26 protein-coding genes are annotated in these 23,804 nt (G+C 66.3%); all 26 read right to left on the minus strand.

Going from position 1 to position 23,804, the window contains the following annotated elements:
* Positions 1-28: 28 nt before the first annotated feature.
* A complete protein-coding gene (locus tag K3F48_RS01160; RefSeq protein WP_222573564.1) occupies positions 29-1,891 on the minus strand; it encodes a hypothetical protein in 1,863 nt (620 codons plus the stop codon).
* A 74-nt stretch (positions 1,892-1,965) separates the two neighbouring features.
* Positions 1,966-2,223 (minus strand): hypothetical protein, encoded by a 258-nt coding sequence (locus K3F48_RS01165; RefSeq protein WP_222573565.1) that lies wholly within the window; start codon positions 2,221-2,223, stop codon positions 1,966-1,968.
* 9 nt (positions 2,224-2,232) lie between these two features.
* Positions 2,233-2,838 carry a hypothetical protein gene (locus K3F48_RS01170; protein ID WP_222573566.1) on the minus strand — a complete coding sequence of 202 codons (606 nt, stop codon included), beginning with the start codon at positions 2,836-2,838 and terminating at the stop codon, positions 2,233-2,235.
* Between the two features lie 50 nt (positions 2,839-2,888).
* Positions 2,889-3,383 carry a hypothetical protein gene (locus tag K3F48_RS01175; protein ID WP_222573567.1) on the minus strand — a complete coding sequence of 165 codons (495 nt, stop codon included), beginning with the start codon at positions 3,381-3,383 and terminating at the stop codon, positions 2,889-2,891.
* A 75-nt stretch (positions 3,384-3,458) separates the two neighbouring features.
* Entirely contained in the window at positions 3,459-4,283 is an 825-nt protein-coding gene (locus K3F48_RS01180; RefSeq protein ID WP_222573568.1) for a putative peptidoglycan-binding domain-containing protein, read from the minus strand.
* Positions 4,284-4,380: 97 nt separating this feature from the next.
* Positions 4,381-4,572 carry a hypothetical protein gene (locus K3F48_RS01185; protein ID WP_222573569.1) on the minus strand — a complete coding sequence of 64 codons (192 nt, stop codon included), beginning with the start codon at positions 4,570-4,572 and terminating at the stop codon, positions 4,381-4,383.
* Positions 4,572-5,003, minus strand: coding sequence for a hypothetical protein (locus K3F48_RS01190; protein ID WP_222573570.1), 432 nt, complete (start codon positions 5,001-5,003; stop codon positions 4,572-4,574). The genes K3F48_RS01185 and K3F48_RS01190 overlap by 1 nt, the downstream gene beginning before the upstream one ends.
* Positions 5,004-5,007: 4 nt before the next feature.
* A complete protein-coding gene (locus tag K3F48_RS01195; protein ID WP_222573571.1) occupies positions 5,008-6,993 on the minus strand; it encodes a hypothetical protein in 1,986 nt (661 codons plus the stop codon).
* Positions 6,994-6,997: 4 nt separating this feature from the next.
* Positions 6,998-7,204, minus strand: coding sequence for a hypothetical protein (locus tag K3F48_RS01200; RefSeq protein ID WP_222573572.1), 207 nt, complete (start codon positions 7,202-7,204; stop codon positions 6,998-7,000).
* Between the two features lie 31 nt (positions 7,205-7,235).
* Positions 7,236-9,512, minus strand: a complete 2,277-nt coding sequence (locus K3F48_RS01205) for a hypothetical protein (RefSeq protein WP_222573573.1) — start codon at positions 9,510-9,512, stop codon at positions 7,236-7,238.
* 1 nt (position 9,513) lies between these two features.
* A complete protein-coding gene (locus K3F48_RS01210; RefSeq protein ID WP_222573574.1) occupies positions 9,514-10,689 on the minus strand; it encodes a phage tail protein I in 1,176 nt (391 codons plus the stop codon).
* The gene (locus tag K3F48_RS01215) at positions 10,682-11,599 is read right to left on the minus strand and encodes a baseplate J/gp47 family protein (RefSeq protein WP_222573575.1); all 918 of its coding nucleotides are present in this window, start codon (positions 11,597-11,599) and stop codon (positions 10,682-10,684) included. Before K3F48_RS01215 ends, K3F48_RS01210 begins: the two co-directional genes overlap by 8 nt.
* Positions 11,596-11,973, minus strand: a complete 378-nt coding sequence (locus K3F48_RS01220) for a GPW/gp25 family protein (RefSeq protein WP_222573576.1) — start codon at positions 11,971-11,973, stop codon at positions 11,596-11,598. The genes K3F48_RS01215 and K3F48_RS01220 overlap by 4 nt, the downstream gene beginning before the upstream one ends.
* On the minus strand, positions 11,973-12,209 hold the full coding sequence (locus K3F48_RS01225; protein ID WP_222573577.1) for a hypothetical protein: 237 nt from the start codon (positions 12,207-12,209) through the stop codon (positions 11,973-11,975). The genes K3F48_RS01220 and K3F48_RS01225 overlap by 1 nt, the downstream gene beginning before the upstream one ends.
* 11 nt (positions 12,210-12,220) lie before the next feature.
* Positions 12,221-13,090, minus strand: a complete 870-nt coding sequence (locus K3F48_RS01230; protein ID WP_222573578.1) for a phage baseplate assembly protein V — start codon at positions 13,088-13,090, stop codon at positions 12,221-12,223.
* A gap of 3 nt (positions 13,091-13,093) precedes the next feature.
* Positions 13,094-13,852 carry a hypothetical protein gene (locus tag K3F48_RS01235; RefSeq protein WP_222573579.1) on the minus strand — a complete coding sequence of 253 codons (759 nt, stop codon included), beginning with the start codon at positions 13,850-13,852 and terminating at the stop codon, positions 13,094-13,096.
* Between the two features lie 10 nt (positions 13,853-13,862).
* Positions 13,863-14,249 (minus strand): hypothetical protein, encoded by a 387-nt coding sequence (locus K3F48_RS01240; protein ID WP_222573580.1) that lies wholly within the window; start codon positions 14,247-14,249, stop codon positions 13,863-13,865.
* A 13-nt stretch (positions 14,250-14,262) separates the two neighbouring features.
* Positions 14,263-15,288 (minus strand): major capsid protein, encoded by a 1,026-nt coding sequence (locus tag K3F48_RS01245; protein WP_003611077.1) that lies wholly within the window; start codon positions 15,286-15,288, stop codon positions 14,263-14,265.
* Between the two features lie 73 nt (positions 15,289-15,361).
* Positions 15,362-16,039: a head decoration protein gene (locus K3F48_RS01250; RefSeq protein ID WP_222573581.1), complete on the minus strand. Its 678-nt coding sequence runs from the start codon at positions 16,037-16,039 to the stop codon at positions 15,362-15,364.
* Positions 16,040-16,066: 27 nt separating this feature from the next.
* A complete protein-coding gene (locus tag K3F48_RS01255; protein WP_222573582.1) occupies positions 16,067-17,440 on the minus strand; it encodes a S49 family peptidase in 1,374 nt (457 codons plus the stop codon).
* Complete coding sequence (locus K3F48_RS01260; protein WP_222573583.1) at positions 17,437-19,110, minus strand: phage portal protein; 1,674 nt, start codon at positions 19,108-19,110, stop codon at positions 17,437-17,439. Before K3F48_RS01260 ends, K3F48_RS01255 begins: the two co-directional genes overlap by 4 nt.
* A 1-nt stretch (position 19,111) precedes the next feature.
* Complete coding sequence (locus K3F48_RS01265; protein WP_222573584.1) at positions 19,112-19,342, minus strand: gpW family protein; 231 nt, start codon at positions 19,340-19,342, stop codon at positions 19,112-19,114.
* 4 nt (positions 19,343-19,346) lie between these two features.
* Entirely contained in the window at positions 19,347-21,389 is a 2,043-nt protein-coding gene (locus K3F48_RS01270; protein ID WP_222573585.1) for a terminase gpA endonuclease subunit, read from the minus strand.
* Positions 21,386-21,940: a hypothetical protein gene (locus K3F48_RS01275; protein ID WP_222573586.1), complete on the minus strand. Its 555-nt coding sequence runs from the start codon at positions 21,938-21,940 to the stop codon at positions 21,386-21,388. Before K3F48_RS01275 ends, K3F48_RS01270 begins: the two co-directional genes overlap by 4 nt.
* Positions 21,941-22,075: 135 nt before the next feature.
* On the minus strand, positions 22,076-22,648 hold the full coding sequence (locus K3F48_RS01280; RefSeq protein WP_222573587.1) for a hypothetical protein: 573 nt from the start codon (positions 22,646-22,648) through the stop codon (positions 22,076-22,078).
* A 74-nt stretch (positions 22,649-22,722) separates the two neighbouring features.
* Entirely contained in the window at positions 22,723-23,670 is a 948-nt protein-coding gene (locus K3F48_RS01285; protein WP_222573588.1) for a hypothetical protein, read from the minus strand.
* Positions 23,671-23,804 lie beyond the last annotated feature (134 nt).

Below are 23,804 nucleotides of genomic sequence, written 5' to 3' on the forward strand. Positions count from 1 at the left end.
GAACGCGCGCCGCGCTCGGCGCTTTGGATCAGGACGCGTATTGCGCCTGGATGGTCGCGGCCTGCGCGACGAGCGTCGACAGTTCGGCTGTGAGCGCCTCGGCGAACGGATAGGCGTCGATGTCCACGCGCGTGATCGGCGCCGGCGTCTCGGCGTAATAGGCGACGCGGAATCGCCCCTGGGCCAGATTTTCGGCGCTGTTGGAGCCCGCCGCGAATTCCACCTTGAACCCGATCGAGCCGCCGTTCCGCAGCGCCTCCATATTGACCGCCGCCATGTCGTTGAGCACGGCCTGCACAGCGTGCGCCGTCACATTGTCGACGCCGAGACGCAGCCGAATCGATTTGAGCAGCGCCAGATCGATCCAGTCGCGAGTCCGCGACTTGTTGTAAAACCACCAGCTCGGGTCATCGTTCGCTGTCCAGACGCCGGCGAAGACGAACCCATTGCTGGCGATCGCCGTCTCGACGCCGACCTCGCCGCGCACGATGACGCCGATGTGATTGGCGAGCAGCTCCTGGGCCTGCGTCGCGCCGTCGACGAGCGAGAACGAGTAATAGTTCTTGAGCCCGAGAATGCCGCGAACCTGCTGGCCCGAGAAAGACCAGAATGGATAGCCGCCACGCTGAAAATCGACCCGCGCGGCGAGACCGAGGGCGCGCGCGACGCCGTCCTCGTAACGCGTGGCGCTCCCGTCGGCCACGATCGTCCATGCGTCGATCGGGATCAGGCGCCCGGAACCGAGCATCTCGAACCAGTCGTTCGCGTCGTTCACGCCTGTTCCGGGACCGCCGACAATAGCGTGGGCGAGCAGCGTATCGAGAACAGACGGCAGAGCGCTGCACACAGGATTGCTGAGTTCGGTCAAGTCGCCCGAGACTGTCACATCGAAGCCGTCGCCGACGACATAATCTGTCGCGCCATCGGCGATCGTAAAAGCGATCTGCTTTTTGTAGGGCACGCCGACGTAAGCGACCGGCAGCAGCGAGCCGTCCGGCGCCTTGACGGAAAATTTCCCGCCATTGGCCGGCACAGCGATGTCGACGGTAATGGTGAATTCGTCGCCGACGATGAAATCGGTCGCGCCGTCGGAAATCGTGAAATTGACCGCCCCGTGGAAGGGCGTTCCGACGACGGCGGCGCCGACGATGACGCCGGCCGGATCGACGACCTTGAACTCTCCGCCATTGGCCACCGCCTTTTTGCAACTGACGCGCCAGACCCCCGCCAGCGCCTTCGCGTCCACCGAGAGCGCGCTCATGAGTCCGCTGCCGGCATTTCCGAGCTTGGCGGCGCTCGCCGCCGAGCGCGCGCCGCCCGTGCAGCGGATTTGATAGACGCCGCTCGTAATGCCATAGCGATAGGGCGGCGTTCCCAACACCAGCTCGCCACTGCCGGTGTTGCCGCCGGATTTTTCGGCGGAGGTGATGATTGCCGAGCCGCCCAGCTCGCGCTGCCAGGTATAGCCCGGCGCGCCGATCAGCCGCGGGATGACGCCGAGCTCGGCGCCGGCGCGCAGCAGCGCATAAATGCCGGTTCCGACGCCGCCGCGCGCGCCGCCGCCGTTGCGAGCGCCGACGATATTCGCGATCGTCTGCGCATCCATGCCTCCTTTCGTCACGCGCACGGCGACGATGCGCGCGCTGGTCTGCAGCTCGGCGAGCTGATCGTCGATCGCGGCCACGGCCTTGTAGAGATCGCCCGTCCCGAGCTTGGTGAGAGCGGATTGATCGCCGGAGTCGAAAAGGACCGGCTCGTTGAGCGGCAGGAAGTTTCCGTCCGCATCGTCGGACGGGAGCACGAGCCCGATGATCGATAGATCGGAAGGCTGCGCTGCACGCGACGCCGCGCTGTTCCGGGTGATCGAAATGCCATAGGCGGGAGAGGTCATTGCGAGTTGTCTCCAAAAAAAAGCCCGCCATTGGCGGGGTTCGGTTTCGCTGCGAGTCGCCGATGACGCGAACGCTAGGGCGATAGCTGTGCGCGACCGCGCGACTCCTCGATGAGAGTCAGACGGCGGTCGATGCCGTCCATGCGCGCTTCTCCGGCCGAGAGCTGCGCGAGGATCGCCGTCTGCTTCTTGAGTTCATCGTCCGCCTTGTCGAGGCGGACATTGATGATTCTCAGGTCGGCGCGCATGGTCGCAAAGACCATGAGTCCGCCGGCGGCGATAGCGGCGACCTGCAGCAGGTCGCCGAGCCGAAGGCTGAAGTCGATCGGCATGCCCAGCCCTCACTCTCCGCAGGCGACGATCGGCGCCAGCGCCGCGAGCAGCGCGCGCAGCGGATCGGCCTCGGCCGGCCCGAGCCCATCGACCGTCACGACGGCGTGGTCGGAGATCGTCGCGCGCCAGAGAGGGCGACCGGTCGCGTCGACTCCCTCCCAGTCGACCGGCGAGCGCCAGCCGGGGAGCGCGGCACGACACGTGGAGCTCCAATAATCGCCGGGGCCGGCATAGGCGCGCGCAGCCTCGGCGATCGTCACGCCGTCGGCGAGCGCCAGGCGGCCATCGGCGCGGACGGCGAGCGTGGGGAGATAGAGGACGTCGCCGGGCTGGCGCGGTAGCGTCTGGGCCGCATAGCCGGCCGAGACGGCGCCGGTGATGGCGGCCGTGGCGATGCTGGCCGCGAGAGCGATCGTGGCGACGGGCTTCGCCGGCTGCGAGGTCGCGAGCAGGAATGCATGGCCGAAGAGCGAGATCGCGCCGCGCGCCAGGCGCTCGGCGACAACCGGGCCGAACACGACTGCAGCGCCGCCAGCGACGAAATAGGACGACGCTGGACGGGACAAAAAGAGCGCGGCAAAGAGCGCCACGCCCGCGAGGGCGAGAATGTTCATAAAGCACCTATTTTTGAGAGATTGCCGGGGAACCGCCCCGGCGCGGGAAATCAGCGGCCGGCGGCGTTGCGCGCCCAGCCGTAATTGCCGACGAGCTTGTCGAGAACGCCGAGCGCGATGGCGAGGCGCGGATCATTCGGCAGCCACGCGCGCACATGCGCCATTACCCAGCCGGCGAGCGGCACGGTGACGATCGCCGTCCAAAACGGCTGCAGCGGCGGCGGCAGCCATGCGGGAGCGGGGATCAGCGCATCGCCGCCGAGTGGGATGCAGTCGAGCGGCACATCGAGAGCGTAGGACGGGCCGGCGACGCAGAGCAGAGCGGCAGTGACGGCCACCGCCACGGCGGCGATGCGGGCGATAGATCGAGCCGCCGGCGCACGGAAAGCATCGCGCACAGCGAGCCAACCGGCGCCGAGCTCGGGAATGAAAGCCTTGACGAGCATCGCCGCGAAGAGCGCGACATTGATCGCGGCGACGACGGGCAGGTAAGCGATGAACGCGACGAAGATCGCCGCGCCCGCGAGAGCGAGAACGTTTCGCATTTCTGAGCCTTTCAGGAATTGCCGGGTTCCGCCCGGCGCGGAAGTTCGATCGGCTTGCCGACGGCGGCAAGCAGATCACGCGCCGATCACGCGTTTGGCGACGGCGAGATAGACTCTGCGATCGGCGAGTCCGTTGACGCCGCCATTGATCTTGCGCGTCACCGCCTCGAGGTCCTCGCGATCGGCCGGGACATTGATCCCACGCTTGCGCCAGTAGAGCGCGGCCGTGAGAGCCGCCGCCGGGAACCGCGCCGCGAGCTCAGGCTTGCCGACGAGATCGAGCCCGAGCTCGAAACCATAGGCCATGTAATTCGCGCGGCCCGTCAGTTGGATCAGCCCGCGCCCTTTGAAGCGCGCGCCATCGCCGCTCTGCGTGTTGCCGAGGTCCTTGCGCCCCTCATAGGCGGCTCCGCTCGCATATTCGACCGTCGTCCGCATTCCCGCGCTCTCGTGCGCGATCTGCGCGAGGAAATGCGCTTGTCGGCGCGGCGTCGTGAGCGAGGCGATCTCGATTATGCGGGGCATTGCCTCGGCGGCGCCGGCAACGATCTCGGCGCGGCCATGCGGGCAGAGCGCGCGCATGACGCCGGCCCAATCGCTCGGCGGCGCCGGCGCGCCCGCCTGCTTGCTCGCCAACGCCGCCAACGCCGCGAGCGTCTTCGGCCCGTCGATTCCGTCGATCGAGCCCGCATAGAGCCCCGCGTCGCGCAGGATCATCTGCTCGAACGCGATCATCAGCCGATCGGCGCTCCAATGCGCGGCGGCGCCGACCTCGCGCTGCACGGCGGCATAGATCGCCGCGCGCGTTTTCGGACCGATGTCGCCGTCGACGGCGATATCCTGTCCATGCATTCTGAGCGCGCGCTGGATTGCGCGCGCATCGATCGACGCGACGGCCATAGGTCACCTCCCCCAAAATGCGCGCACGCGCGCGGAAGCGCACGCCGGGTCGGCGAACGCCAAATGTCGATCTCGAATGTGGATTGGCTTGGGACGTTCAGCCGCCGAGCGCGGCGTCGCGCTCCGCGAGCGTGGCGAAGATGGCGGAAGAAGGCCAATAGCCTTCGCCGCCTTCGGCATAAGCGAGGCGATACACCGTCTCGCCGTCGATCTCTTCGATGGCGAGGACAGTCGCGGCGTTGTCGCCGGAGTCGGCGCGATAGACGGCGTTGCCGATTGCGATGGCCATCACGCGGCCGTTCGCACAATGGCCGCAAAGATTTCCATGACCATGCGGTCATGATCCCACGGGCCGTGCGTGGCGCCGCCGCCCAATCCGGCCACGAGCGCGCTTACGCCGCGCTCCAGCGCCTCTTTCGATAGCTCGACATCAAATTCCACCGACTCCTCGGCGTCGTCGTCGCTCTCCGGTGGACTAGAGTGAGCTGCGTCGATCCACATGCCTAATTCCGTGTTGCCGAGGACGATTGTTCGCCTCGAAAACATTCGTCCGCTCGGTCTATACTCGATGACGAGTCCGCCGCCCTCGATTCCCCACCTGCTGGGCGCGGCGCCGATCGCCAGGATCGTCGCGCCGATCAGGTCCGGCGGCAAATGGTCGGCCTGCTCTGGATGATAGACATCCGGGAGTCTCAGGTTTACTGCGATTTCCTCTGTCATTGGATCACCTATATGAGTAGCTGTAAGCAGATTTAGACGTCATGACGCGGTTGCCGACGCCCGACGCCGCCACGCTCGCGAAGAGCCCGAGCTCCGGCGACCAGCAGCCGCCATACCACTGATTGGCCGCTGCGGCCGGCCGCGCTGTCCATATGACGCCGTCGGGAGACGTCATGACGCGGTTGGTCCCGTCGATGGCCACGGCCACGAGCAGGCCGATTTCAGGCGCCCAGCAGACTCTACTCCAGGCGTTGTCTTCGGCGCTCGCGCGACGGGTCCAGTGCGCCCCATCGGGCGAGGTCATGACACCATCGCCGGCGCCGTACCATTCCGCGACGGCGACGAGCAGTCCGAGCTCTCTCGCCCAACAAACCGAGGTCCATTTGTTTCCCAATCCGGTGTCTGGCCGCACGGTCCAAACGATGCCGTCGAGCGAGGTCATCACACGGTTGCCGGCGCCGGCCCCCGCGACCGCGACGAGCAGACCAATCTCCGGCGCCCAGCAGACTTCACGCCAGGCGCCGTTGGGCGCGCTGTGAGTGGTCCAATTGACGCCGTCCGGAGACGTCATCACGCGATTGCTCGTCGTGTCGATGGAAATGGCGACGAACACGCCCAGCTCTCGCGCCCAACAGACGCTGCGCCATTGGTTCTCCGCGGGAGCGGCGCGCGCCGTCCAATTGACGCCGTCGGGAGACGTCATGACACGGTTGGTTCCGTCGCTGGCGACGGCCACGAGGAGTCTAACCTCCGGCGACCAGCAGAGCCCGAGCCATGTATTGTCTTCGGCGCTCGTTCGCGCCGTCCAATTGACGCCGTCCGGGGACGTCATGACCCGGTTGCCGGTCCCGGAAGACGCTATTGCAACGAAAAGGCCCAGCTCTCGGACCCAGCACATGTTGCGCCATGCGTTATCCGCCGCGCTCGATGAGGAGATCCACGCTTGGCTCGTCACCCAATTGCGTTGGACGATATTGGGCCGCACGGGCGCAGTGAACGATTGCGGAAAATCCACCACGCCGGTCTTGCGATGAACACGGATCGACTCGATCCACGTCGAGCCATCTGCGATGACTTTGACGCGATAATCACCGTCACCCGCCACGCCGAGGTCGGCGCCTCCAGCTCCGCCGAGCAGCGAGAGATTTTGCAACGCCGGCAATCGCGCCGCCGGCAACGTCCCCTTGGTCAGGTCCGAGGCCGATCCGGATACGGCCACAGCCGCGAGCTCGAGGCTCGATCGCGCCGCCGTGACGTTTGCAGCGCCAAGCAGAGCTTTACCGAACGCGCCGAGCGGCGCCAGAGCGAGCACGGCGGCGTCGCTGGTCATCAAGATCCTGTCGCCCAGCAGCTCCAATTCGGCCAGCTCCGACAGATTGGCGGCGCTCGGTTGGCGCGCCGCGAGCGCGCCGGCGGTCTGCGCGAGCTGCTGGGCGAGGGTGTCGCCGGTCAGCGCGCCGACAGGCGCCGTCCTGATCTGTCCAGCGCTCTGCGTCGCCGCCGCCGCCGAGACGATCCATTCGGAGAACGCGCCTGCGCCGACCGCCTCGATCACATCGACCGCGAGGATGCCAGTCGCCCGGTCCCAGGCCTGCCGCCGCGCAAGCATGGCGACCATCGGATCAGCGGCAGAGACGATCGAGACGAAGGCCGTCGGCGCAAATGCGTCCCGCGCCAGCGGCGGGATGACGATCTCCTTCGGCCCGACCGCCGACTCCATCGCGGTGTAGGAGACGGTCGTCAGAATGCCGCCGAGATCGGCCGCCGCGCGAATGGCCGACAGCACGGGAGTGAGGACCGCGTTGATGCGATCCGTCCCATAGCCTTTCAGCTGGTCCTCGAGCTCGGCGATCGACGCCGATGTGTCCTCGACGCCGCCGAGCCGCAGATCGATGTCGCGCAGGATCGCGTTGAGGCGCTCGCTCAAGATGGACGCCGTCGCCGCGTCGCTGGCGCGCAGTCGATAGGATTTGTCGAAGAGGATCGCCATCGGATCAGTCTTGGCGGCGCGTGGCGACCAGCACGCCCTCCGATGAATCCGGCGTCGCGCCGGCGGCGGCGATGATGGCGAGCACCTCGTCTCCCCTGACGAAATGCTCCTCCCCCGGCCGATAGACCGCCAGGCCGACCTTGACCGGCCGTCGCATGTCGATGTTGTAAATCGCCGCGGGGTCGATGGCGCGCTGCGCTGAATCCTTCATTCTCGCCTCTCCATGCTCGAGCGAATTTCGATCAGACCGCCACGTCGGCGGCTTCCTCGATGACGAACGGCTTCAGCGCGTTGCTCGTCGAGAAGGTAAATTTCCATTTGTAGGACGTCAGATTCGGAAGCCCGGTAAAATTGACCGTGAGCACTTTGAGCCCATCGGAACGCGTCCGAATCGACGTCGACGCCGCCGCGGCCTCGGTGGCGTATCCGGCGCCATGCAGCAATGTCACCGCAATAGTGTGATAGGTCGTGCTATAGGACGAGAGCAGGACAGTAATCTGCACTGTCGTAATCGCCGCAGGCGGCGTCCATGCCTGCGAGATCGCCACGCCATTGGTGCGCGGACGCGTGAGCGCGACGCGCGACTCCGCGAGTTTTATACCCGGCGCGAAGTCATGCGTGTGCGTCAACGCCAGCCGCGCCTGCACAAGCGCCGGCAGCCCGATAAAAGGCGTCGTGCCATTGATCTTGCCGAGCGTATACCACGTGTTGTTGACCTTGAACTGCCACGCGAGCCCGACGCCGCCACCACCATGCACACATGGCGCGAGAACGTCTATGCCCGTGATGCCGCCGTCGAGGCTCCACGGCTGCAGATTGACGACCGTGCTCGTCGACGTGAATTTCGCGACATGCTCCTGGAAGCAGAGATCACGATCTGGCATCGCGATGGCAAAGGCGTCGTCGACAAAAGTGTAGAGGGTCCCCTGGGTGTAATCATTGTTGTTCGAGATTTTGAACGTGTGAGCGCCGGCCGTGACGACGACGATGGCGTAACGCGATTTCGACAAGACGACGAATGGCTCGAGCGGGAAATGCGTCCAGCCATTGTCGACGAGATCGGCCGCCGCGACCGTCACCCAGGAATAGACGCGGCCCAAATCCGGCTTGCCGTCGAGCACGTCGCACACGAGCAGCGTGACGTCACCGGTCGCCGCCGCATCGGTAATCCAGAGATCATAGCCCGTCACCCAACGCTTCGCTGTCGCCAGACATGTCTGTGCGAGAAGTTTGCCGGTGACGCTTTTTTGCGTCGCGCCGAATTCCCAATATTCCTCGCCCCAATCGTCCTGGAAAAATCTCTCGAGGCGGATGATGCGGTGATTGAGCGCGGCCTCTTTTACGTTCGCCACCGTGAACGTCTCGCCGCCCTTCTGGAAAACGCCGCTGACCGGGTCGAATTCACCCGTCTGCCAGTAGCGGTTGTTGGTGCAGATCAGGAATTCCTCGCCATAACGCTGGCGCAGGCGGGACAGCTTGAGCACATCGCCCGTGATCGTCGTCATCTGATATTGGGCGATCGGCAAATCCAGATCGCGCTCGCGCGCCTGATCGCCGATCGATAGCGAGACGACCTCGGAATATTTTGGCAGCATCAAGCCGCCCGGCGTGACGGTGACGGCGGAATCGATCGAGGACAGCAGCGCGATTTGCTGCTCGTTTCTGTGGGCGTCGGCGAAGCGCACGCCCTCCTCGACCTTCGCCAGCCACGCTACATTGGCCGTGTCGCTTTGCGATGCCGTCATGTAGACATCGGCGTGCGACGCAGTGTAGACGTCGGGGAGTCCGATTTCCTCGCGCAGCCGCGCCACTTCCCTCGCCACTGTCAAAATGGCGTCGGCGCCGGCCAGCCCTTTGAGGGAGCTAGAGATGCGCGCAATCTCCGTCCTCAACGCCTCGACCGAAGAATTGACAGCCTTTTTCCAGCTTTCCAGCGTTTCGACCCGATCGAAAGCGTCGTCGAGGCTGCCGATCTCGTTCGCCGCGATCATGGTGATATAGGATTGCGCGGCGAGGCCCGCCGGGGTGAGCCGCACATAGGCGACGCCGAGATAGGTCGAGCCGATGACCGGATTGACGGGGGAGGCGGCCTCCGTCCCGGCCACGACCGTCAGCATCACCTGACGCTGTTTCTCGAGATAGACCTGCCTCGGGGTCGCTTCCTCTGTCGCCGGGTTGATGAAGTCACGCACGACAGAGTGAGCGTCGTTGACTTGCCCATAGCAAACTATCGCGACGATGCGCGCGCTCACCGATGGGAGATAAGGGGCGAGATCGATCTCGCTCGCCTGATCGAGCCCATACATGCGTCCAGCGCCGTCGTAGTAGCGGCCCGGCGCCACGTTGACGACGGTCGACGTCTTGCGCGTCACGCCGAGGCCGGCGAATCCACGCGCGCCCGGCGGCTGCAGAAAGTCGGCGACGAGATTGTCGCCATACTCCTGCACATAGTCCTGCAGCGTGTTTTCGTCCTCGGCCAGCGCCTCCATGTTGGCGGCGAACTTGATCTGTTTGCGCATGTCATGCTCCGTAGAAACGCCGCTGAAATGCGGTTTCCAGATCGACGAGAATTGTTTCGTGCGGCAGCGAGGCCGCCCGCACGGCCTCCAGCGCGTCGACGAGCGCGCGGGCGTCATGCGCGCGATAGAATCCGCTGAAACCGCCGCCGCGCCATCGCTTGCGTTTTTTCGCCGGGCGCGAGGCGTCGATCGACAAAACCGCCGAATGCGTCGGCATGCCTCGCCAGGACAAGCTCCAAAAGGAGCGCTTGCGCCGCCGCGCGACAGAGACGGACTCATCCCAGAGGCGCAGGCTGTCATAGACGTGCTCCTGCCCGTCGCTCGGCCTGAACCAGCGCCGCCATGTCGAGCGATACGACCACCACGCCTTGCCACGCGACGCCGCATGAGGCGCCATGACGCGCCGCGGGGACACGGCGGCGGGATACAGCCCAGGCGAGACGCTGCGCGACAGCGCGTCGCCCGTCGCGACGAACGACACAACCCATTGCGTGGCGCGACTCCGCCCCCAATAGCGCTGACGGCGGAGCTGACCGCGCCCGAGCACACGTGCGGCCGACCATGCATGCGGTAGATAGAGGCGCGAGAAAGCGCCGAGGCTGGCGTCGGCGCCTTCCGGCGTCACATCCGCGATCCGCAACAGCGTCTCGACGCCATCGCGCAGGAGCGTGGCCCTGCTCTCGTGCACAGCGTCGCCGCCCGCCGCCGACCATCCGCCGCCCGACGAAAAATAGTGCTGCCCAAAAAACATCCGCCGACCTGGCGCTCGCGCATCGGCGTAGACCTTGATCCGGATTTCCGGCATGCCCGCGAGCATCGCATCCGTCTCGGCCGGCGTGAGGCGCCGCCCCAGCGCGAAACGCGCCGGCGGCGTGACGGCGTGGAGCAGCTCGGCGTCGACATATCCGAGATAGCGCTCATGCAGCGCCAGCGTGCCCTTCAGCCCCTGGTCGAGCAGCGCGCGCTGCGTGACGGCGCGCTTGCGCTCGATCGGCCAGTCGTCGCGCCATAGATCGACCGATCTCGCAAAGGCGAGATAGCCGATCAGCGCGGGCGGGCAATCCGCCGCGCGCGCCAGCGCCGCGATCGTCTCGGCCGGCAGATCCCATCGCGCGGCGCTGGTCGCTTCGACGGCGCGTTCCCATGGCGTCGGGTCGGGCAGCAGCGAATCAGTCATCGTCGGACGGGACCAAAACGTCGAGACTGACACAAAACGCGCATTGGTCGTCGGCGATGTCGATATCGGCCTGCGGCGCGGTCAGAACGACGCGTTCGACGCCCGCGACGCGTAGCGCCGCTTCGAATGCCTGGCGAAGCACGTCGACGCCGAGCCCGCGCCGCGCGGCGATCATCGCCTGCGCCGCGGCGGTCGCCGCCACTCGAATTGGGGCCGCGGTGGTCCCGGCGTGAATTTGCAGAACCGCAGCGACCGAATAGGCGACCGGCGCCGCGCCCGCGATGGCCACGGGGACAGTCATCGGCTTGACGTCCGTGCAATTGAGCCGCGCCCGCACGGCCGCGAGCGCGGCGTCGCTCGGAACGCCGTCGCCGTCGCGCGCCAAGCACACGACGCGCACTCCCGCCTGCCCGGATGATGACAGCGATAGGATCGGCCGCGCGTCGATCAGCTCCGGGGCGGCCTCCAGCGCATGATGGATATAGGAGCCGGCCGAACCGCATGTGCTGAAGGCCTCCGGCGCGATCTGCACGCGACGTCGCAGCTCGCCGTCGGTCTCATAGACCGCGGCCGCGTCAGCCGTCGCCGCCGCGATGAGGCGGCGGGTGACGCCATAGAGCGCCGCAAGCTGCTCGAGATCGGCGCCGGTCGCGAAGGCCAGCATCGTCGCCTTCGCCGCGTCATTGATGCGCGCGCGCAGCAACAGCTCGCGATAGGCGTCCGCCTCCTCCAGCACGACGCCGGGGTCGGTTTCGAGCGCGCCGACGTTATAGGCGAGGCCCGCCGCGACGAATTTCGCTCTGAGATCGGCGATCCGCGCGTCGCGGATCGTTTCGTAATCGATCGTCTCGACAACCTGGGGCGCCGGCAGCAGCGACAGATCCAGCGAGGAGGCGAGGAAGCGGCTCACAGGTCCACCGTCTTCGGAACGACCACAGTGAAATCACCTTCCAGAGCGTTCGGCATGTAATCGCCGTGGATCTGGATCGTGAGCCGGCCTTGCCCAGCGGTTTCGGCGTTGTTCTTATCGCTCGGCAGCGAGAAGCTGCGCACGCGGAAGCGCGGCTCCCACAAATCGATCGCGATGGCGTAGGCGGTCATGAAGCGCAGCACGGTCGCCGGAACCAAGTTCTGGCCGAGCAGCGCGGGAACGGCGGAGCCGAATGTGCGGCGCATGACGCGCGCGCCGACGCCCGTCGAGAAGATCACCTGCAGGCACTGGACGACATGCGCCCAGCCGGTCAGAGGCTGGCCGGTGTGACGGTCGATGCCGATGCTGGTCATCAGCTGTCACCAGCTATCACCAAGGCCATTCCGAGCGCAAACCCGCGCATCCATGGCGTCCCGATCCCATCCGGGATGAGTTTCTCTATAGTCGCCAGTATATCCTTATAGTCGCCCCCCTTTTTTGCAGCGACCACTGCAGCCTTGGCGCATATCGGAAGCGGGTCTGACGACAAAACGTCATCGACATTATCGACGCCGCACATCCTGAGTAGACGGTTGACGTTTGTGCCCATTTTCTCGCCACTCACCAGTTTGTCGCTTCTGGCAGGCCGCCAGTGAAGCCGCCACCGAATGACCAGCCCTGCAAATTGCCCAGGAACCCCGCGCTCTGCACGACGCCGCCGGCGAGGATCGAGCCAGCGACCTTCAGCGCGCCATTGTGCTCGATCTGCGGCGCTTCGACGGTCACGCGCGATGTGGATTTGTGCCTGATCCCGCTCTCGCCGATGGTCATCTGATGATCGCCGCCGAATGCGCTCACGTTGATCCCGCCGGTCGGATGGATGTGAAGCAAATGCATCGCGCCGCCCATATTCACCTTCGCCTCGAGGCCGCCGTCCTTCGTGATCGTCCAGCCGTGCAGCGCGTCGCCGGTGTTGCCGCCCCAAGGATGCTTGCCGTCGACCGTCGGCGCGTTCTGTTCGTCCTTATGGACGGTCATCGAATGGCTCTGCTTCGAGATCGTCTCGGTGACGCCGTCGACCTCGCGCTTGATGCTGCCGTCCTTCTGCGTCACGCGCGTCTTGCCGCGCACGTCGACATCGGCGTCGACATCGTCCGATGGCGCCGGATTATTGTCGGACCAGGTGAAGGGCATGAGCACGGCGCGCTGAGCGTCGCCGCTCGGGCAGAAGGCGGTGAGCTGCTGCCCGACGCTCGGCAGCGACCATGTCTTGCGCGCGCCGGCCGTCTGCGAGACCGGAAGCCAACCCGTTTCCACCGGCCGGCCGTCCGCATCCATGCCGATCTGCAAACGGACTCCCTTGTCCTTGTCGCGCGCGGTGACGACGCCGTGCATGATCGTGCGCTCATGCGCGGCGCGCAGCTCCGCGATCTCCTGCACGGCGCCCGCCAGCGCCTGCTGCAGCTCGCGAATCGCCCGAACGGGGTCCATGCGTCAGCTCTGCGGTTCGGTCAGCGTGGGGTCGGCGAGTTCTTCGACGATCGCCGGACCGTCCAATAAAGCGCCGGCGCCGTGTTCCGCCAGCCCAACGCCGAGCGCCTCGCCGAGAGAGAAGCTCAGACCGAGACGCGCGAAATCGGCGCGCCAATCGTCGAGCACGACCGTGCCGGTTATCGCTGTCTGCAGCAGATCGGCGAGGACGGATAGCTCGCCGCCTTCGGCGCGCATCGCGGCGAGCAATTCGGCCCATACGCCCGCCGGCTCGGCGCCGATGCTCGGCTCGCTCAACGGCTCGATGACGAGCTCGACGATGCGCGCCGGGATTTTCTGTCCTTTCTCCAGCTCGATCAGGTCGGCGCCGGAGACCAGCGAGTGAATGCGCGGGACGAAGCTGCGCCAGAGCCCGGACCAGACGTTCTGATCGGCTTGCAGCGCGATCATGCACTGACGCCAGAACAATGCGAAAGCCAGCGCCGCCGAGGCGTTCATGTCCAGTTGCGCTTCTTGCTGGCCCGTCGCCAGCACGACGACGGGCGGCAGCAGCAGCTCGAAACGAACCCGGTTCCCGCTCGCGTCCAACAGCGCGCGGCCCTCGACCTCCGTTTCGCCGCCCGCCACATAAACGCAGAGCGTCGGCGCGGTGACGGCGATCGCGACATTGGGCTCGAGGTGCACCCGGTTCTCAGCCATGGTCCGACCGCGCAGCGCGCGCGTCGCCGCGAGGCCGACGGCGAAGGACGTCAATCCAACCATGGAACGAACCTCATAGGGCGGCGAGCTGACAGATGATCCGGGACACGCCGTCCGGCTTGACCGATAGGACTCGATAGCGCGGCGCGCCGGGACGCGACGGCGCGACGATCTCGTCGCCTTCCTTCGGAAGCGGCGCGCCGGGGCCGAAGTGCTGCAGAGCGAACTCCGCGAACGGCGTCTGCACGATCACTTCCGAGCGAGCGCCGTCGCGTTCGCGGCCGACGGCGAGGATGTCGGTCGGCAGATCGAGAATGCCGACCACATCGAGGGGAGGAGTCGCCGGCGTCGCATTGCGCAGGAATTCGCCCACGACGACCGGAATGATTTGCAGCGGCTCGCCGAAATTGTCGTCGAAATCGGCGTCCGCCGCTGCGAAGGCGTCGCGGAAGAGGGACATCCCGCGCCGGAGGTCAGTTGATTTTCGCGGCGTCGAGCGCCTGCGGCATGGTGCAGACATGCAGCGGATAGCTGTAGACCTCGACATCCGCCCAGGAGTCGCGATCCTTGTCCGGCACCACCCAGGAATATTCGTCCAGGCCGGGCGTATTGACGAATTCGAAACGCTCCGCCGGAGCCTTCGCGACCTGGAAAATCCCGGCTCCGGCCGGAAAGAATTTCGCTTTCTTCGCGCCGACTGCGAGCGTCGTCTGATCATCCGTGCCGCGGTAGTTGTGCCACATGATCTTGCCGAAGCGGAAAGATTCCCATGCGCCGCCGACGTCGTTCTGCAGATCCTTCGCCGCCATCGCATATTGATAGGTCTTGCGGACCTCGGCCGAGGTCACGAAGGCGTCCCAGAAGTCGTCGCCGCAGAGCGCATGGATCGTCACATTGGCGCCGCCGAGACCCTTCAGCGAACGCACCATGCTGCGGCGCTTCGCATTGCAGGCCTTGATGATGTCACCCTCGGTCGCCGCAGAGCTGAAATCGAAGACGGTCTCGGTCGGCGCCGACACGCCGAACTCGTCGAACCAGGAATAGATGGTCGAGCCGTCCGCATCGACGACGACGCCGGTGACGCAGCCGAAGCGCATGTTCTCCTTGGTCAGGGCGAAGTTGTTCTTGATCTTCATCTGTCGGCGGCCGATCTCCATCTGAAGATCCTTCAAGCCGACTTCCTGGCCGAAGGGCCGGATTCCCTGAATTTCATGCGCCCAGACGCGCGACGAATCGGCGATGCGCGTGCTGCTGAAGGCGCGCACCTTGCGCTTGTCGCCGCTCTCCTGATGCGGCGGCGCGCCGCGCGGGCTCGTCTGGATCAGCGCCGGCGCGAAATCGCGCTCCTCGATGAAGATTTCCGGTGTGCGCACTGCCCTGTCCTCGAAGAGGCCGGGAATGGTCTCGAGGAAGCCGGGCACATAGGAATAGCGGTCGATGGCGGTGGTCAGCGAGCGAGCGGTGAAGGCGTCGCCCAGGAAGACGTCCATGATGGGCATTTCAAAGTCCTTTCAGGGGCTGGGCGACCAGCCGAGAGCAGGCCCGGCGTCGCCGGGGCGCGGATGGGAAGGGTCAGCGGAACTTGACGAGGCCGGCGCCGAGTTCGCGCTTCGCCTGGTCGATCTGCGCGGTGGACGGCGAGCCGCCGAAGGTGAGATCGGCGAGCCGCACGGTCGCATGCGCATTGATGACGGTGATCTTCTTCGTCGTGGACGCGCCCGTCGTCGCCGGATAGCCGGCGATGGCGGATGCGCGTAGACCCGGCGCCCAGGCGATATGCACCTCGTTCGTCTCGTCGCCCTCGTCGACATGGAGGGTGAAACTGTCGCCGGCCACGAAATCCGTCGCGCCGTCGGCGATGGTGAACTTCACCTGCTTGGCGAAGGCGCTTCCTACGGCGCCCTGGCCGATGGCGACGCCGCGCGGATCGAACACTTCGAAGCGGCCGGAATTGGTCGCAGCCTCGAGGAACACGACGCGGTAATCGCCGCCGATCACATTGGCGTCGCAGCCCGGCGAGGCGAGGGTAAGCACGCCATTGCCGGTATTGCCGGCGTCGGCGGCCGCGGAGATGGTGACGTCGGCCGGCACGGCCTGGCGCGCCAGCACCTGGCCGACGACGATCGTCTGGCTGTTGCCGATGATCACCTCGTCGCGCGAGAGATAGCCGGCGCCGTCCGAATCCTCCGAAACGACGAAGGTGAAAGGATGCGCGGTCTCGTTGAGCGTGATTCCCTGCGGCGTTCCCATGATGGCGTTCCTCAGGTTCCTGCGCGATCAGTGGCGGCCGCGCGAAGCGCCGCGGGACTGCTCGGCGTTCAGCTGCTTGACGACAGATTCCCACCCTTCGGCGGCGGCCTGCGCCGGAGAGATCGGCTCCAGATCGGCGTCGACCTTCGGATTCGGCGCCAGATTGTCGAGACGATGTGTTTTCGCCGCGGCCGCGGCGGCCGGCGCCGCGGCCGCAAGGGCCTCGATGGCGGAGTCGGCCGGCATAGCGGTCTTGAAGGCGAAATGCTGGGCGAGGCTCTCGCGGCCCTGCGCGTTCGCATGGCCGAGAATGGCACCGATGCGCGCGCGCTCGGCCTGCACGCCTTCCGCGCGCGCAGCGGACCGTGCGGCGGCGAGCGCGGCTTCGTGCTCGGCCTGAGAAATTCCCGCTTCCGCGGCGGGCTGCGTCGGTGTCGACATAGTCGGTCCTTTCGAGATCGTGCGGCCGGCCCGGCCAGCGGCTACGAGAGTGGAAACAAGATCACCCAATGTGCCGACGTCGTCGGCAAGACCGACATCGACAGCGTCCTTGCCGATGAAGGTGCGCGCCTCTGTGGCGCGTATGGACTCCTCGGAGAGGCTGCGACGTCCGAGCGCGACCGTCGCGACGAACATCGAATAAAGCTGATCGACCTCGGCCTGCAGATCGGCGCGCACATTATCCGGCAGGGGCTCGAACGGATTGCCGTCGACCTTGTGGCCACCGGCATAAATGAGCGTCGGCGTGACGCCCATCTTGTCCAGTTTTCGCGATTGATCGAGATGCAGCATCACGACGCCGATCGATCCGGAAATACCCGATGGCGTCGTGATGATGGTCGTGCCGCTGGAAGCCATTGCATAGGCCGCGCTCGCCGCCATGCCGTTCACCAGCGCGGTGATCGGCTTTTCGGCAGAAATGGAACGGACGAAATCGGCCATCTCGAAAGCGCCGATCGCCTCACCGCCGGGGCTCTCGAGATCGAGAATGATGCGCTCGACTTCTCGATCCGCGGCGGCTGAAGCGAGCTGCGCCATCACGCCCTCGTAGGACACGAGCCCGCTCGACGCGCCGATCCAAGCGCCGCGATTGACCAGCGATCCTTCGACGGTCACCAGCGCGAGGCCGTCCTTGAAGAGGTAGCGCGTCTGCACATAGGTCTCGCCATAAGCGTTCTTGACGAGCGGACCGCGCTGCTCGCCGTCGAAGCGGTCGAGCATCTGCGTTCGGCCGGCCCGCGTTGCTTCCGCTTCCGCCTTGGCGAAGGTGACGTCTAGCATCGGCGTCACATTGTCCATATGCTCGGCGAGCACTGAGGCGATCACCTCCGCCTTGCGCGGATGCAGCAGGAGCGGCGTCTCGAAGGCTGCGAGCGCGATTTGCGCGAAATTGCGTCTCATGCAGCGCCCGCTCCTCCGCTGGGCCCAGCCGGTCCCGTCGCTTCCTCGCTATCGGGCTTCGCGCCTTTGTTGGCCTGCACGGCGGCGACCATCGACAGGCGCGTGAGGCCCTGCTCGGCGAGCACATCGTTCTCGAAAGCGATCTGCTCGATGTTCTCCTCCCAATCGAGGCCTTGCTCGGCGTTCTCGATCTCGAGGTTCGAGGTGAGGCCTTCCATGCGCAGGGCCGCCGCCTCGGCCTCCTTCACCGGATCGACATAGCCGCGGCCCGGGCCGATCCAGCGGGCGGCGACATAGGCCTCCGGCATGTCCCAGAAATCCGGCGCGCCGGCGGGGGCGACGACATAGCCCTTGTCGAAGGCCTCTTCGAGAAAGGCGAAATAGATCGGCTGCACATATTGCTCGGCGAAAACCGCCTGCAGCCGCTTGATGGTGCGCCATACTTCGTTGAGGGCCGCACGCGCGCTGGAATAATTGGTGCGGCTCCAATCCATCGCCAGCTGCTCGTAAGAGACGCCGAGCGCCGAGGCGATGGATTGCAGGAATGCCGCCTGGAAAGCGGGAAAGGCCGTCGTCGCGCGCGACGTGCCGTTCATGCTCACCTTGCTGCCCGGCATGAGCACGGGAATACGAACGCCGCCCAGCGTCGCCGGGTGCTTCGTATAATGATCGACCATCTTGTCGATGTAGGACGCGCGCAGCGACGTCTGCTGGCTTCCGGCCGCGAGCCGCTGCGCCACCTCCTCGGCTGGAAGGTCCGATTCGACGAAGGCGGCGAACAGCGCATTCGCCGTGGCGTTGGCGATCTCGAGATCAGCGTGCTTGCCGATCATGCGCAGCCTGGAAATCAGCGAGGCGAATGGCGTGATGGCGCGCGTCTGATCCTCGCGCTCCGGCTCGAAGGCGTGGATGAAGACGGGGCGCCCGTGCGGCGTCTCGCGCTCGATGCGGGTCCATGTCTGCGATTCGGTTCCGGCCCACCAATCCGCATAATGCGCATTGCGGATGTGATAGGCCGCCGGCACGCTATCGTCATCGAACTCGACGCCGCCGCGCAATCTCAACGTGTTTGGCCGATTGTTCGGATTGCTCAACCGATCCGGATCGACCTGGGCGAGGCATGTCGCATAGCGCGCGCCCTTCCGCTCGACGCGCTTGCGATCATATTTCAGCACGGCGCAAGCTTCGTTCGCGGTCACGAAGGTGCGCGCGGCGAGGCGCAGCAGGCCGTTGAGCGTCAAGCGGCGCCGCGCATCGCAGAACTTGCGCGGATCACGTGAAAACAGCTTCCATTCCGACCGAATGCTACGGCCGAGCGCTCTCGCTTCCTTCGGAGAAATCCCCAGCGCCGCCGCGTCTGGAGTCGGCATGCATTGCCAGCCGGACCCGACGAGCATGTCGACAAGCCGCATGACGCCCGCAGCCGCATGCGGGTCGTTGCGGATGATGTCGCGCGTGCGATCGAGCGAGACGCGAATATTCGGCAGCGTCGCCGAATCGCCGGATGACCATGCGGGCCAATAGCCGGCCATCTCCTGGCTCATGCCGGAGGCTGCACGATATGCCCGCGAGCCGACGGCCGAAGGCGACGGTCCCGGGCCGGAATCGTGCGCGCCGAATTGATGCGCGCCGCTCACGACGGAGTCGATCATCGCCGAGCCGATGGGCATGTCAGAAGATCACTCCGATTCCGCTCGGCCGGCCGCCGCCGGCGAGGGCCGCCTCGAGGCGCGCGATATAGGCGATGAGGCGCTCGGCGTCGGCGTGGCGATAGGCGATGGTCTTGTCCTTGTGGCGCAGCTCGACGACGCTGCGGCCGATGGAGAGCTGGTGATAGGCGGCGCGCGCCTCATCGAGCCATCGCGTGAGCGTGGCGCTGTCGACGGATGACAGATCGGTCATAGCCTCACGAATCGTTGAGTGCCGCGAGGCGCGCGAAGGGGTCGCGCGGCTCCGGCTCGGGCTCCGCGGCGGGCGCCGGGACGATGATCGGCGCGCCAGCCGCCGGCGGCGCGGCGTCACGGCGCGGGGCGAACAGGCCTTCGGCGATGGCCTCCTGCGGCAGGCCGCGGCGGCGGGCGAGCTCGGCCCATTCATCGGCCGTCGTCGACGACAGGCCGAGATATTCGGCGAGCGCCAGATTGTAGATGCGGCAGTCGAGCAGATGGTTGTCGGCGCCGGCGGCGATCGGCTTCCACACGCGCCGCGTGCGCCCACGGAACGACTCGGTGGCGAGATATTCCGCGGTGATCTGCTTGAAATAGGTCTCGTCGAGCCATGTTCCGAAGTGGCAGTAGCCGTCCGGGTCGGCCGCCGCGCCGGATTTCACGCCGAGCTTGTGCAGATCGGCGTAGAAGGCGCCCTTCAGCGGCCATGTGCCGACGGGCCAGAGCTTCACGCCCTGCCGTATCTTCGTGCCGGCGAGATCGATGTCGACCGGCGTCGGCATGCCGATCGCCGGCTTGCTCCAGCCGTCTCGCCCGTCCACGGCGAGCACCATGTCCTGTCCCGTGTCCGGATGCAGGCGCTGCTTGGAGCGCACCCAGGCGTAGACCACATGGGTGCGATAGCCGGAGTCGACGGCGAGCGCGTCGATCTTGCATCCACGCCCGAAAGCGTCTGTAAATTCTCGGTTTAGCACCAGCCGCTCGAGCTTATCGAAGGCCTCTCCCTCCGGCGACTCGGTCGAGCCGTCGAGATAGAGCGCATCGACCACCCAGCTCTGCCGATTCGGCGCTACGGAGAGCACCTCCACCCATATGCCGCGCATCTGCACGTCGGCGGAAGCGACCCGTAGCAGGCCTTGCGGCGGCACATGGCCGCGGGCGAGGCCATCCTCGCGCCGCTCCATCAGCCGCTTGTGGTCCGGCGCGTCGCCCTTGAACTGATGCGGCAGGCCGAGAACCAGATTGGCGAAGTCCTTCCGACCGATCTCGCCTCCCTTGCGCGAGGCGATGTGATCCTCGGCGATCGCCTCGTAAGACATCATCAACGAAACGAAGGCGTCAATGTGAAATCCGGGATGGCGCGCACCGCCGGCGGCCGTCGGGCGCCAGCAGCCGGAGCGGATCATCGGCACGCGGGCGAGATCGTCGATCCGCGCGCCGCAATGGGAGCAGACATAGTAGCTCTTGTGCGGATGCGCCTCGTCGACGACGAATCCGCCCCACTCATGCGCGAAATGAGCGCCGCAATCGGGGCAGGGGACGAACCAGAAGCGCTGATCGGACTTTTTGAACGATCGATCGATGCGGCAATGGCCATGCGCTTCGCCGAGCTCGTCGCCGCTGTCCACCTCCGGCGTCGAGATTTCGAGGATCTTCCAATTGCGGCGACGGCGGAACGAGGTGAAGCGGCCGAAGAACAGCGTTTCCGGATCGCCCTTGCCGGGGATGTCCTCCCATTTGGACACCTCGTCCTTCACGCCCTTCTTCACCGTCTTCGACGAGAGGTCCATCACCGAATTGGCGTTCCCGAGCCAGAGGCGGCCACGAGAGAAAACCTTCTCATAGGTCGTGGAGCCGGCGCCCGAGCGCGATGTCTGCGGCTCGAACACGATGCGCCCCGTGTGCTTCTGCCAGGCATCGATGAGCGGCTGCAGCTTGCCGCTGTTGAGATCGCGCAGGGCGTCAATGCCCGGCACGCCGTAGAGCGTGTTCGCCGGCTCGCGGTCGGCGATGTAGAGGCACCAGCCGAGCGCGAGAATAGACGCGCCCGTCTGCTGCGATTTGCGCACCGTGACGAGGTTGCACGGATGGTCGTCGCCGAGGCAATCGGCGATCTCCGCCAGATAGGGCGCGCCGTCGAGACTCCACATGCGGCCAGCGGACGGGCCGTCGACCAGGACGATGTTCTCGGACATCCATTGCGAGAGCGGCTGCGGATCGATCGGCTCTACCCGCAGGGCGATGGCGTCGAGGGTCGCCGCGACGGCGCCGAGGTCCATCATTGCTGCTGGACGTTCTCGGTGATCATCGCGCGCAGCGTGTCCGCCTCGGAGCGCAGGGCGGCGGAGATATCGCGCTGCAGCTCGACGACGAGCTTCTTCATCGCCGTCTGCAGGCCGCGGGAGCCCTCGCGCCCGACCACAGCGGCGAGGTCGTCGCAATGCTCGTCGAGGCGACCGATAGCATCGAGGATCTTCTGCGCGGCACGATCATAGCCATCGGCGACCGCCGCCGTCTCGATGAGCTGGCCCTTGATCTGCGCCAGCTCGATGCGACGCTTCTCGGCCTCGTGCCAGGTCTTCTGGCGCAGGGCTTCGTCATAGGTCTCCCTGTCCTCGACCGGCGGCGCCGTGCGGGCGGACGCCTGCGCCTTGGACGGATCGTCGTAGCGGCTGCGCAGAGCGTCGTATTCGGCGACATTGAGCCGCGCGACGCGCCCGAGAGCATCGCGCTCGACCGTGAGCCCGTGCTGCTCGACGAAGCGCTTGACGCGCACAGAGACGGTCGGCTTCGACACGCCGTCCCGCGCCGCCACCTCGGCGACGGTCCACATGACCGCCCGCGGCGAGCCGTTAGCGCCGTTAGGGGCCTCTGTTAGCATCGTTAGCCCTGATTTTTGACAAGCATTACTGGAAACCCCCCGCGCCTTTCCCGGTCGTGGGGCGGGGCGGGGGAGGGGAAGGACCCGTCAGGCGGTCACCAGGGTCAGCGCCCGGCCGACCGCGGGGGGGAGGTCGCTCGCGACCATCCGCTCGAAGGTCGCGCACGCAGCGCCCTGCACCAGCTCGCGCGGGATGAACACGCCGCTCTTGACCTTCCGGATGCGGCCGCGCCACTTCCCGCCCGCGACATTGCGGAACACCTGCCCATGCAGGCGTTCGGCATAGGCGCGGTTCGGCGAACGCCCGCTCTTGAGGACCGCGCCCTGGACATAGGTCCGCACGCCCCGCGGCCGCGCGATCACGCCGCCCTGCGCCTCTCGCGGCGAGAAATATTTCAGCGAGATATCGCCGCCGCGCGTCGTCAGCGAAAAAGCGAGCCGATCGCCGGCCGCGCCGATGTCATGCACCGCACGCGCGACCGTCGCGCCCTTCAAGCCCGTCTGCGCCCGCAGCGGCGGCAGCAGCGCCTTGTGGATTTCCGCGCCCACCTCGTTGAGCGCCCCGGCGAGCCGCGTGCGCAGACGCCCGGCCTCGGCCGCCTCCAGCCCCGCGATCTCCCGCTGCAGCCCCGCAGCGTCGAAGGTCACCAGCAGCCGCATGCGCGCCCCCACAACGGAAAACCCCGCCCTCTTGCGAGAGCGGGGTTTTTCATTCTTTTGAACCGTGACAAGACCTACACCAAACACCTTCGGTGTGTCAAGCGCCGCCTCATGCCGCCAGAATCGCGGCCGCGCAGATCGCGAAGCACACGCGCCGCCGCAGGCTCCGCCTCGATCCATGGCCGCCGCGCCCTCGCGCTCTCCACAGGCTCGAAATCGATCAGCGTCCCCCGCAAATCCTCGACCAGAACATCGAGCGCCGCCCGCCAAATCTCGTATTCGCCGCGCCCGACGACGCCATCCAGCGGGTCCGGATCGAGATAGCGCTTCTGATAAGCGCCGGGCCGCGCATGCCCCCATTTGTCGCAACCATCCACCTCCACCTCATGCGCGACCGGCCCATCCACCCCGTCGAACCACATCACCTCGCGCAAGAACCATTTCGGCTTGCCGTATTCGCTCACCACCCGCACCTCCGGCGGATCGATCACCCAATCCGGACAGCCGCCGAGGATAGCGTGGCGAAACACCAGCGCCCGCGCCGAGCGACGCAGCCGCCGCACGCCATCCGCTCCGGTCACGCAGAGCCGCGCCAGCGCCAGCCCCGGCAGCGCCGCGCCATGGCCGCCGAGATCGCCGAGCTCGGCGCAGGGCGACCAATCCTCCGGCACGCCGATGTCGAGCCCGTCCAGCCGGCACACGGCCTCATGCACGCGCAGCGCATCCTCGTGCGGCGCTCCTCCGCATCGATCCGGCACCACGCCGAAGCGATTGTCGTCGGGTCCGGCGAGCGACAATTCGTCGAGCCAGCGCTCGACCTTCAGCCATCCCGACCGCGCCGGCGCCGGAGCGCCCGCGTCCAGCCCGCGCTGCTTCGGCAGCTCGCGCAGATAGGCCCAGGCGAGCATGTCCTCGATCCCGCGCCGCGTCCGCGCCTTTGGCCGCGCCGCCACGCCCTGCTGTCCGCCCCACCCGAGCGCCAGAGCGACCACCGCCGCGCGCCGATCCTTTGTCCCGCTCATGCTTTGTTCCTGTTTTGCAAGGGTTGCACGTGTTGTGCAATGGTTTGTTAAAAACCATTGCAGATTATAAGCCTATATATTCATTGTTATTTTTCATCTATTGCAAGAGTTGCATGAGTTTTTTACGCACATAA

The sequence above is a fragment of the Methylosinus sp. Sm6 genome (assembly GCF_019802345.1).
Lineage (GTDB): Bacteria > Pseudomonadota > Alphaproteobacteria > Rhizobiales > Beijerinckiaceae > Methylosinus.

Excerpts from the sequence above, each read along its gene's own strand:
- K3F48_RS01160 (WP_222573564.1), bottom strand. The coding sequence starts at position 1,891 with ATGACCTCTCCCGCCTATGGCATTTCGATCACCCGGAACAGCGCGGCG.
- K3F48_RS01165 (WP_222573565.1), bottom strand. The coding sequence starts at position 2,223 with ATGCCGATCGACTTCAGCCTTCGGCTCGGCGACCTGCTGCAGGTCGCC.
- K3F48_RS01170 (WP_222573566.1), bottom strand. The coding sequence starts at position 2,838 with ATGAACATTCTCGCCCTCGCGGGCGTGGCGCTCTTTGCCGCGCTCTTT.
- K3F48_RS01175 (WP_222573567.1), bottom strand. The coding sequence starts at position 3,383 with ATGCGAAACGTTCTCGCTCTCGCGGGCGCGGCGATCTTCGTCGCGTTC.
- K3F48_RS01180 (WP_222573568.1), bottom strand. The coding sequence starts at position 4,283 with ATGGCCGTCGCGTCGATCGATGCGCGCGCAATCCAGCGCGCGCTCAGA.
- K3F48_RS01185 (WP_222573569.1), bottom strand. The coding sequence starts at position 4,572 with ATGGCCATCGCAATCGGCAACGCCGTCTATCGCGCCGACTCCGGCGAC.
- K3F48_RS01190 (WP_222573570.1), bottom strand. The coding sequence starts at position 5,003 with ATGACAGAGGAAATCGCAGTAAACCTGAGACTCCCGGATGTCTATCAT.
- K3F48_RS01195 (WP_222573571.1), bottom strand. The coding sequence starts at position 6,993 with ATGGCGATCCTCTTCGACAAATCCTATCGACTGCGCGCCAGCGACGCG.
- K3F48_RS01200 (WP_222573572.1), bottom strand. The coding sequence starts at position 7,204 with ATGAAGGATTCAGCGCAGCGCGCCATCGACCCCGCGGCGATTTACAAC.
- K3F48_RS01205 (WP_222573573.1), bottom strand. The coding sequence starts at position 9,512 with ATGCGCAAACAGATCAAGTTCGCCGCCAACATGGAGGCGCTGGCCGAG.
- K3F48_RS01210 (WP_222573574.1), bottom strand. The coding sequence starts at position 10,689 with ATGACTGATTCGCTGCTGCCCGACCCGACGCCATGGGAACGCGCCGTC.
- K3F48_RS01220 (WP_222573576.1), bottom strand. The coding sequence starts at position 11,973 with ATGACCAGCATCGGCATCGACCGTCACACCGGCCAGCCTCTGACCGGC.
- K3F48_RS01225 (WP_222573577.1), bottom strand. The coding sequence starts at position 12,209 with ATGGGCACAAACGTCAACCGTCTACTCAGGATGTGCGGCGTCGATAAT.
- K3F48_RS01230 (WP_222573578.1), bottom strand. The coding sequence starts at position 13,090 with ATGGACCCCGTTCGGGCGATTCGCGAGCTGCAGCAGGCGCTGGCGGGC.
- K3F48_RS01235 (WP_222573579.1), bottom strand. The coding sequence starts at position 13,852 with ATGGTTGGATTGACGTCCTTCGCCGTCGGCCTCGCGGCGACGCGCGCG.
- K3F48_RS01240 (WP_222573580.1), bottom strand. The coding sequence starts at position 14,249 with ATGTCCCTCTTCCGCGACGCCTTCGCAGCGGCGGACGCCGATTTCGAC.
- K3F48_RS01245 (WP_003611077.1), bottom strand. The coding sequence starts at position 15,288 with ATGCCCATCATGGACGTCTTCCTGGGCGACGCCTTCACCGCTCGCTCG.
- K3F48_RS01250 (WP_222573581.1), bottom strand. The coding sequence starts at position 16,039 with ATGGGAACGCCGCAGGGAATCACGCTCAACGAGACCGCGCATCCTTTC.
- K3F48_RS01255 (WP_222573582.1), bottom strand. The coding sequence starts at position 17,440 with ATGAGACGCAATTTCGCGCAAATCGCGCTCGCAGCCTTCGAGACGCCG.
- K3F48_RS01260 (WP_222573583.1), bottom strand. The coding sequence starts at position 19,110 with ATGCCCATCGGCTCGGCGATGATCGACTCCGTCGTGAGCGGCGCGCAT.
- K3F48_RS01265 (WP_222573584.1), bottom strand. The coding sequence starts at position 19,342 with ATGACCGATCTGTCATCCGTCGACAGCGCCACGCTCACGCGATGGCTC.
- K3F48_RS01270 (WP_222573585.1), bottom strand. The coding sequence starts at position 21,389 with ATGATGGACCTCGGCGCCGTCGCGGCGACCCTCGACGCCATCGCCCTG.
- K3F48_RS01275 (WP_222573586.1), bottom strand. The coding sequence starts at position 21,940 with ATGTGGACCGTCGCCGAGGTGGCGGCGCGGGACGGCGTGTCGAAGCCG.
- K3F48_RS01280 (WP_222573587.1), bottom strand. The coding sequence starts at position 22,648 with ATGCGGCTGCTGGTGACCTTCGACGCTGCGGGGCTGCAGCGGGAGATC.
- K3F48_RS01285 (WP_222573588.1), bottom strand. The coding sequence starts at position 23,670 with ATGAGCGGGACAAAGGATCGGCGCGCGGCGGTGGTCGCTCTGGCGCTC.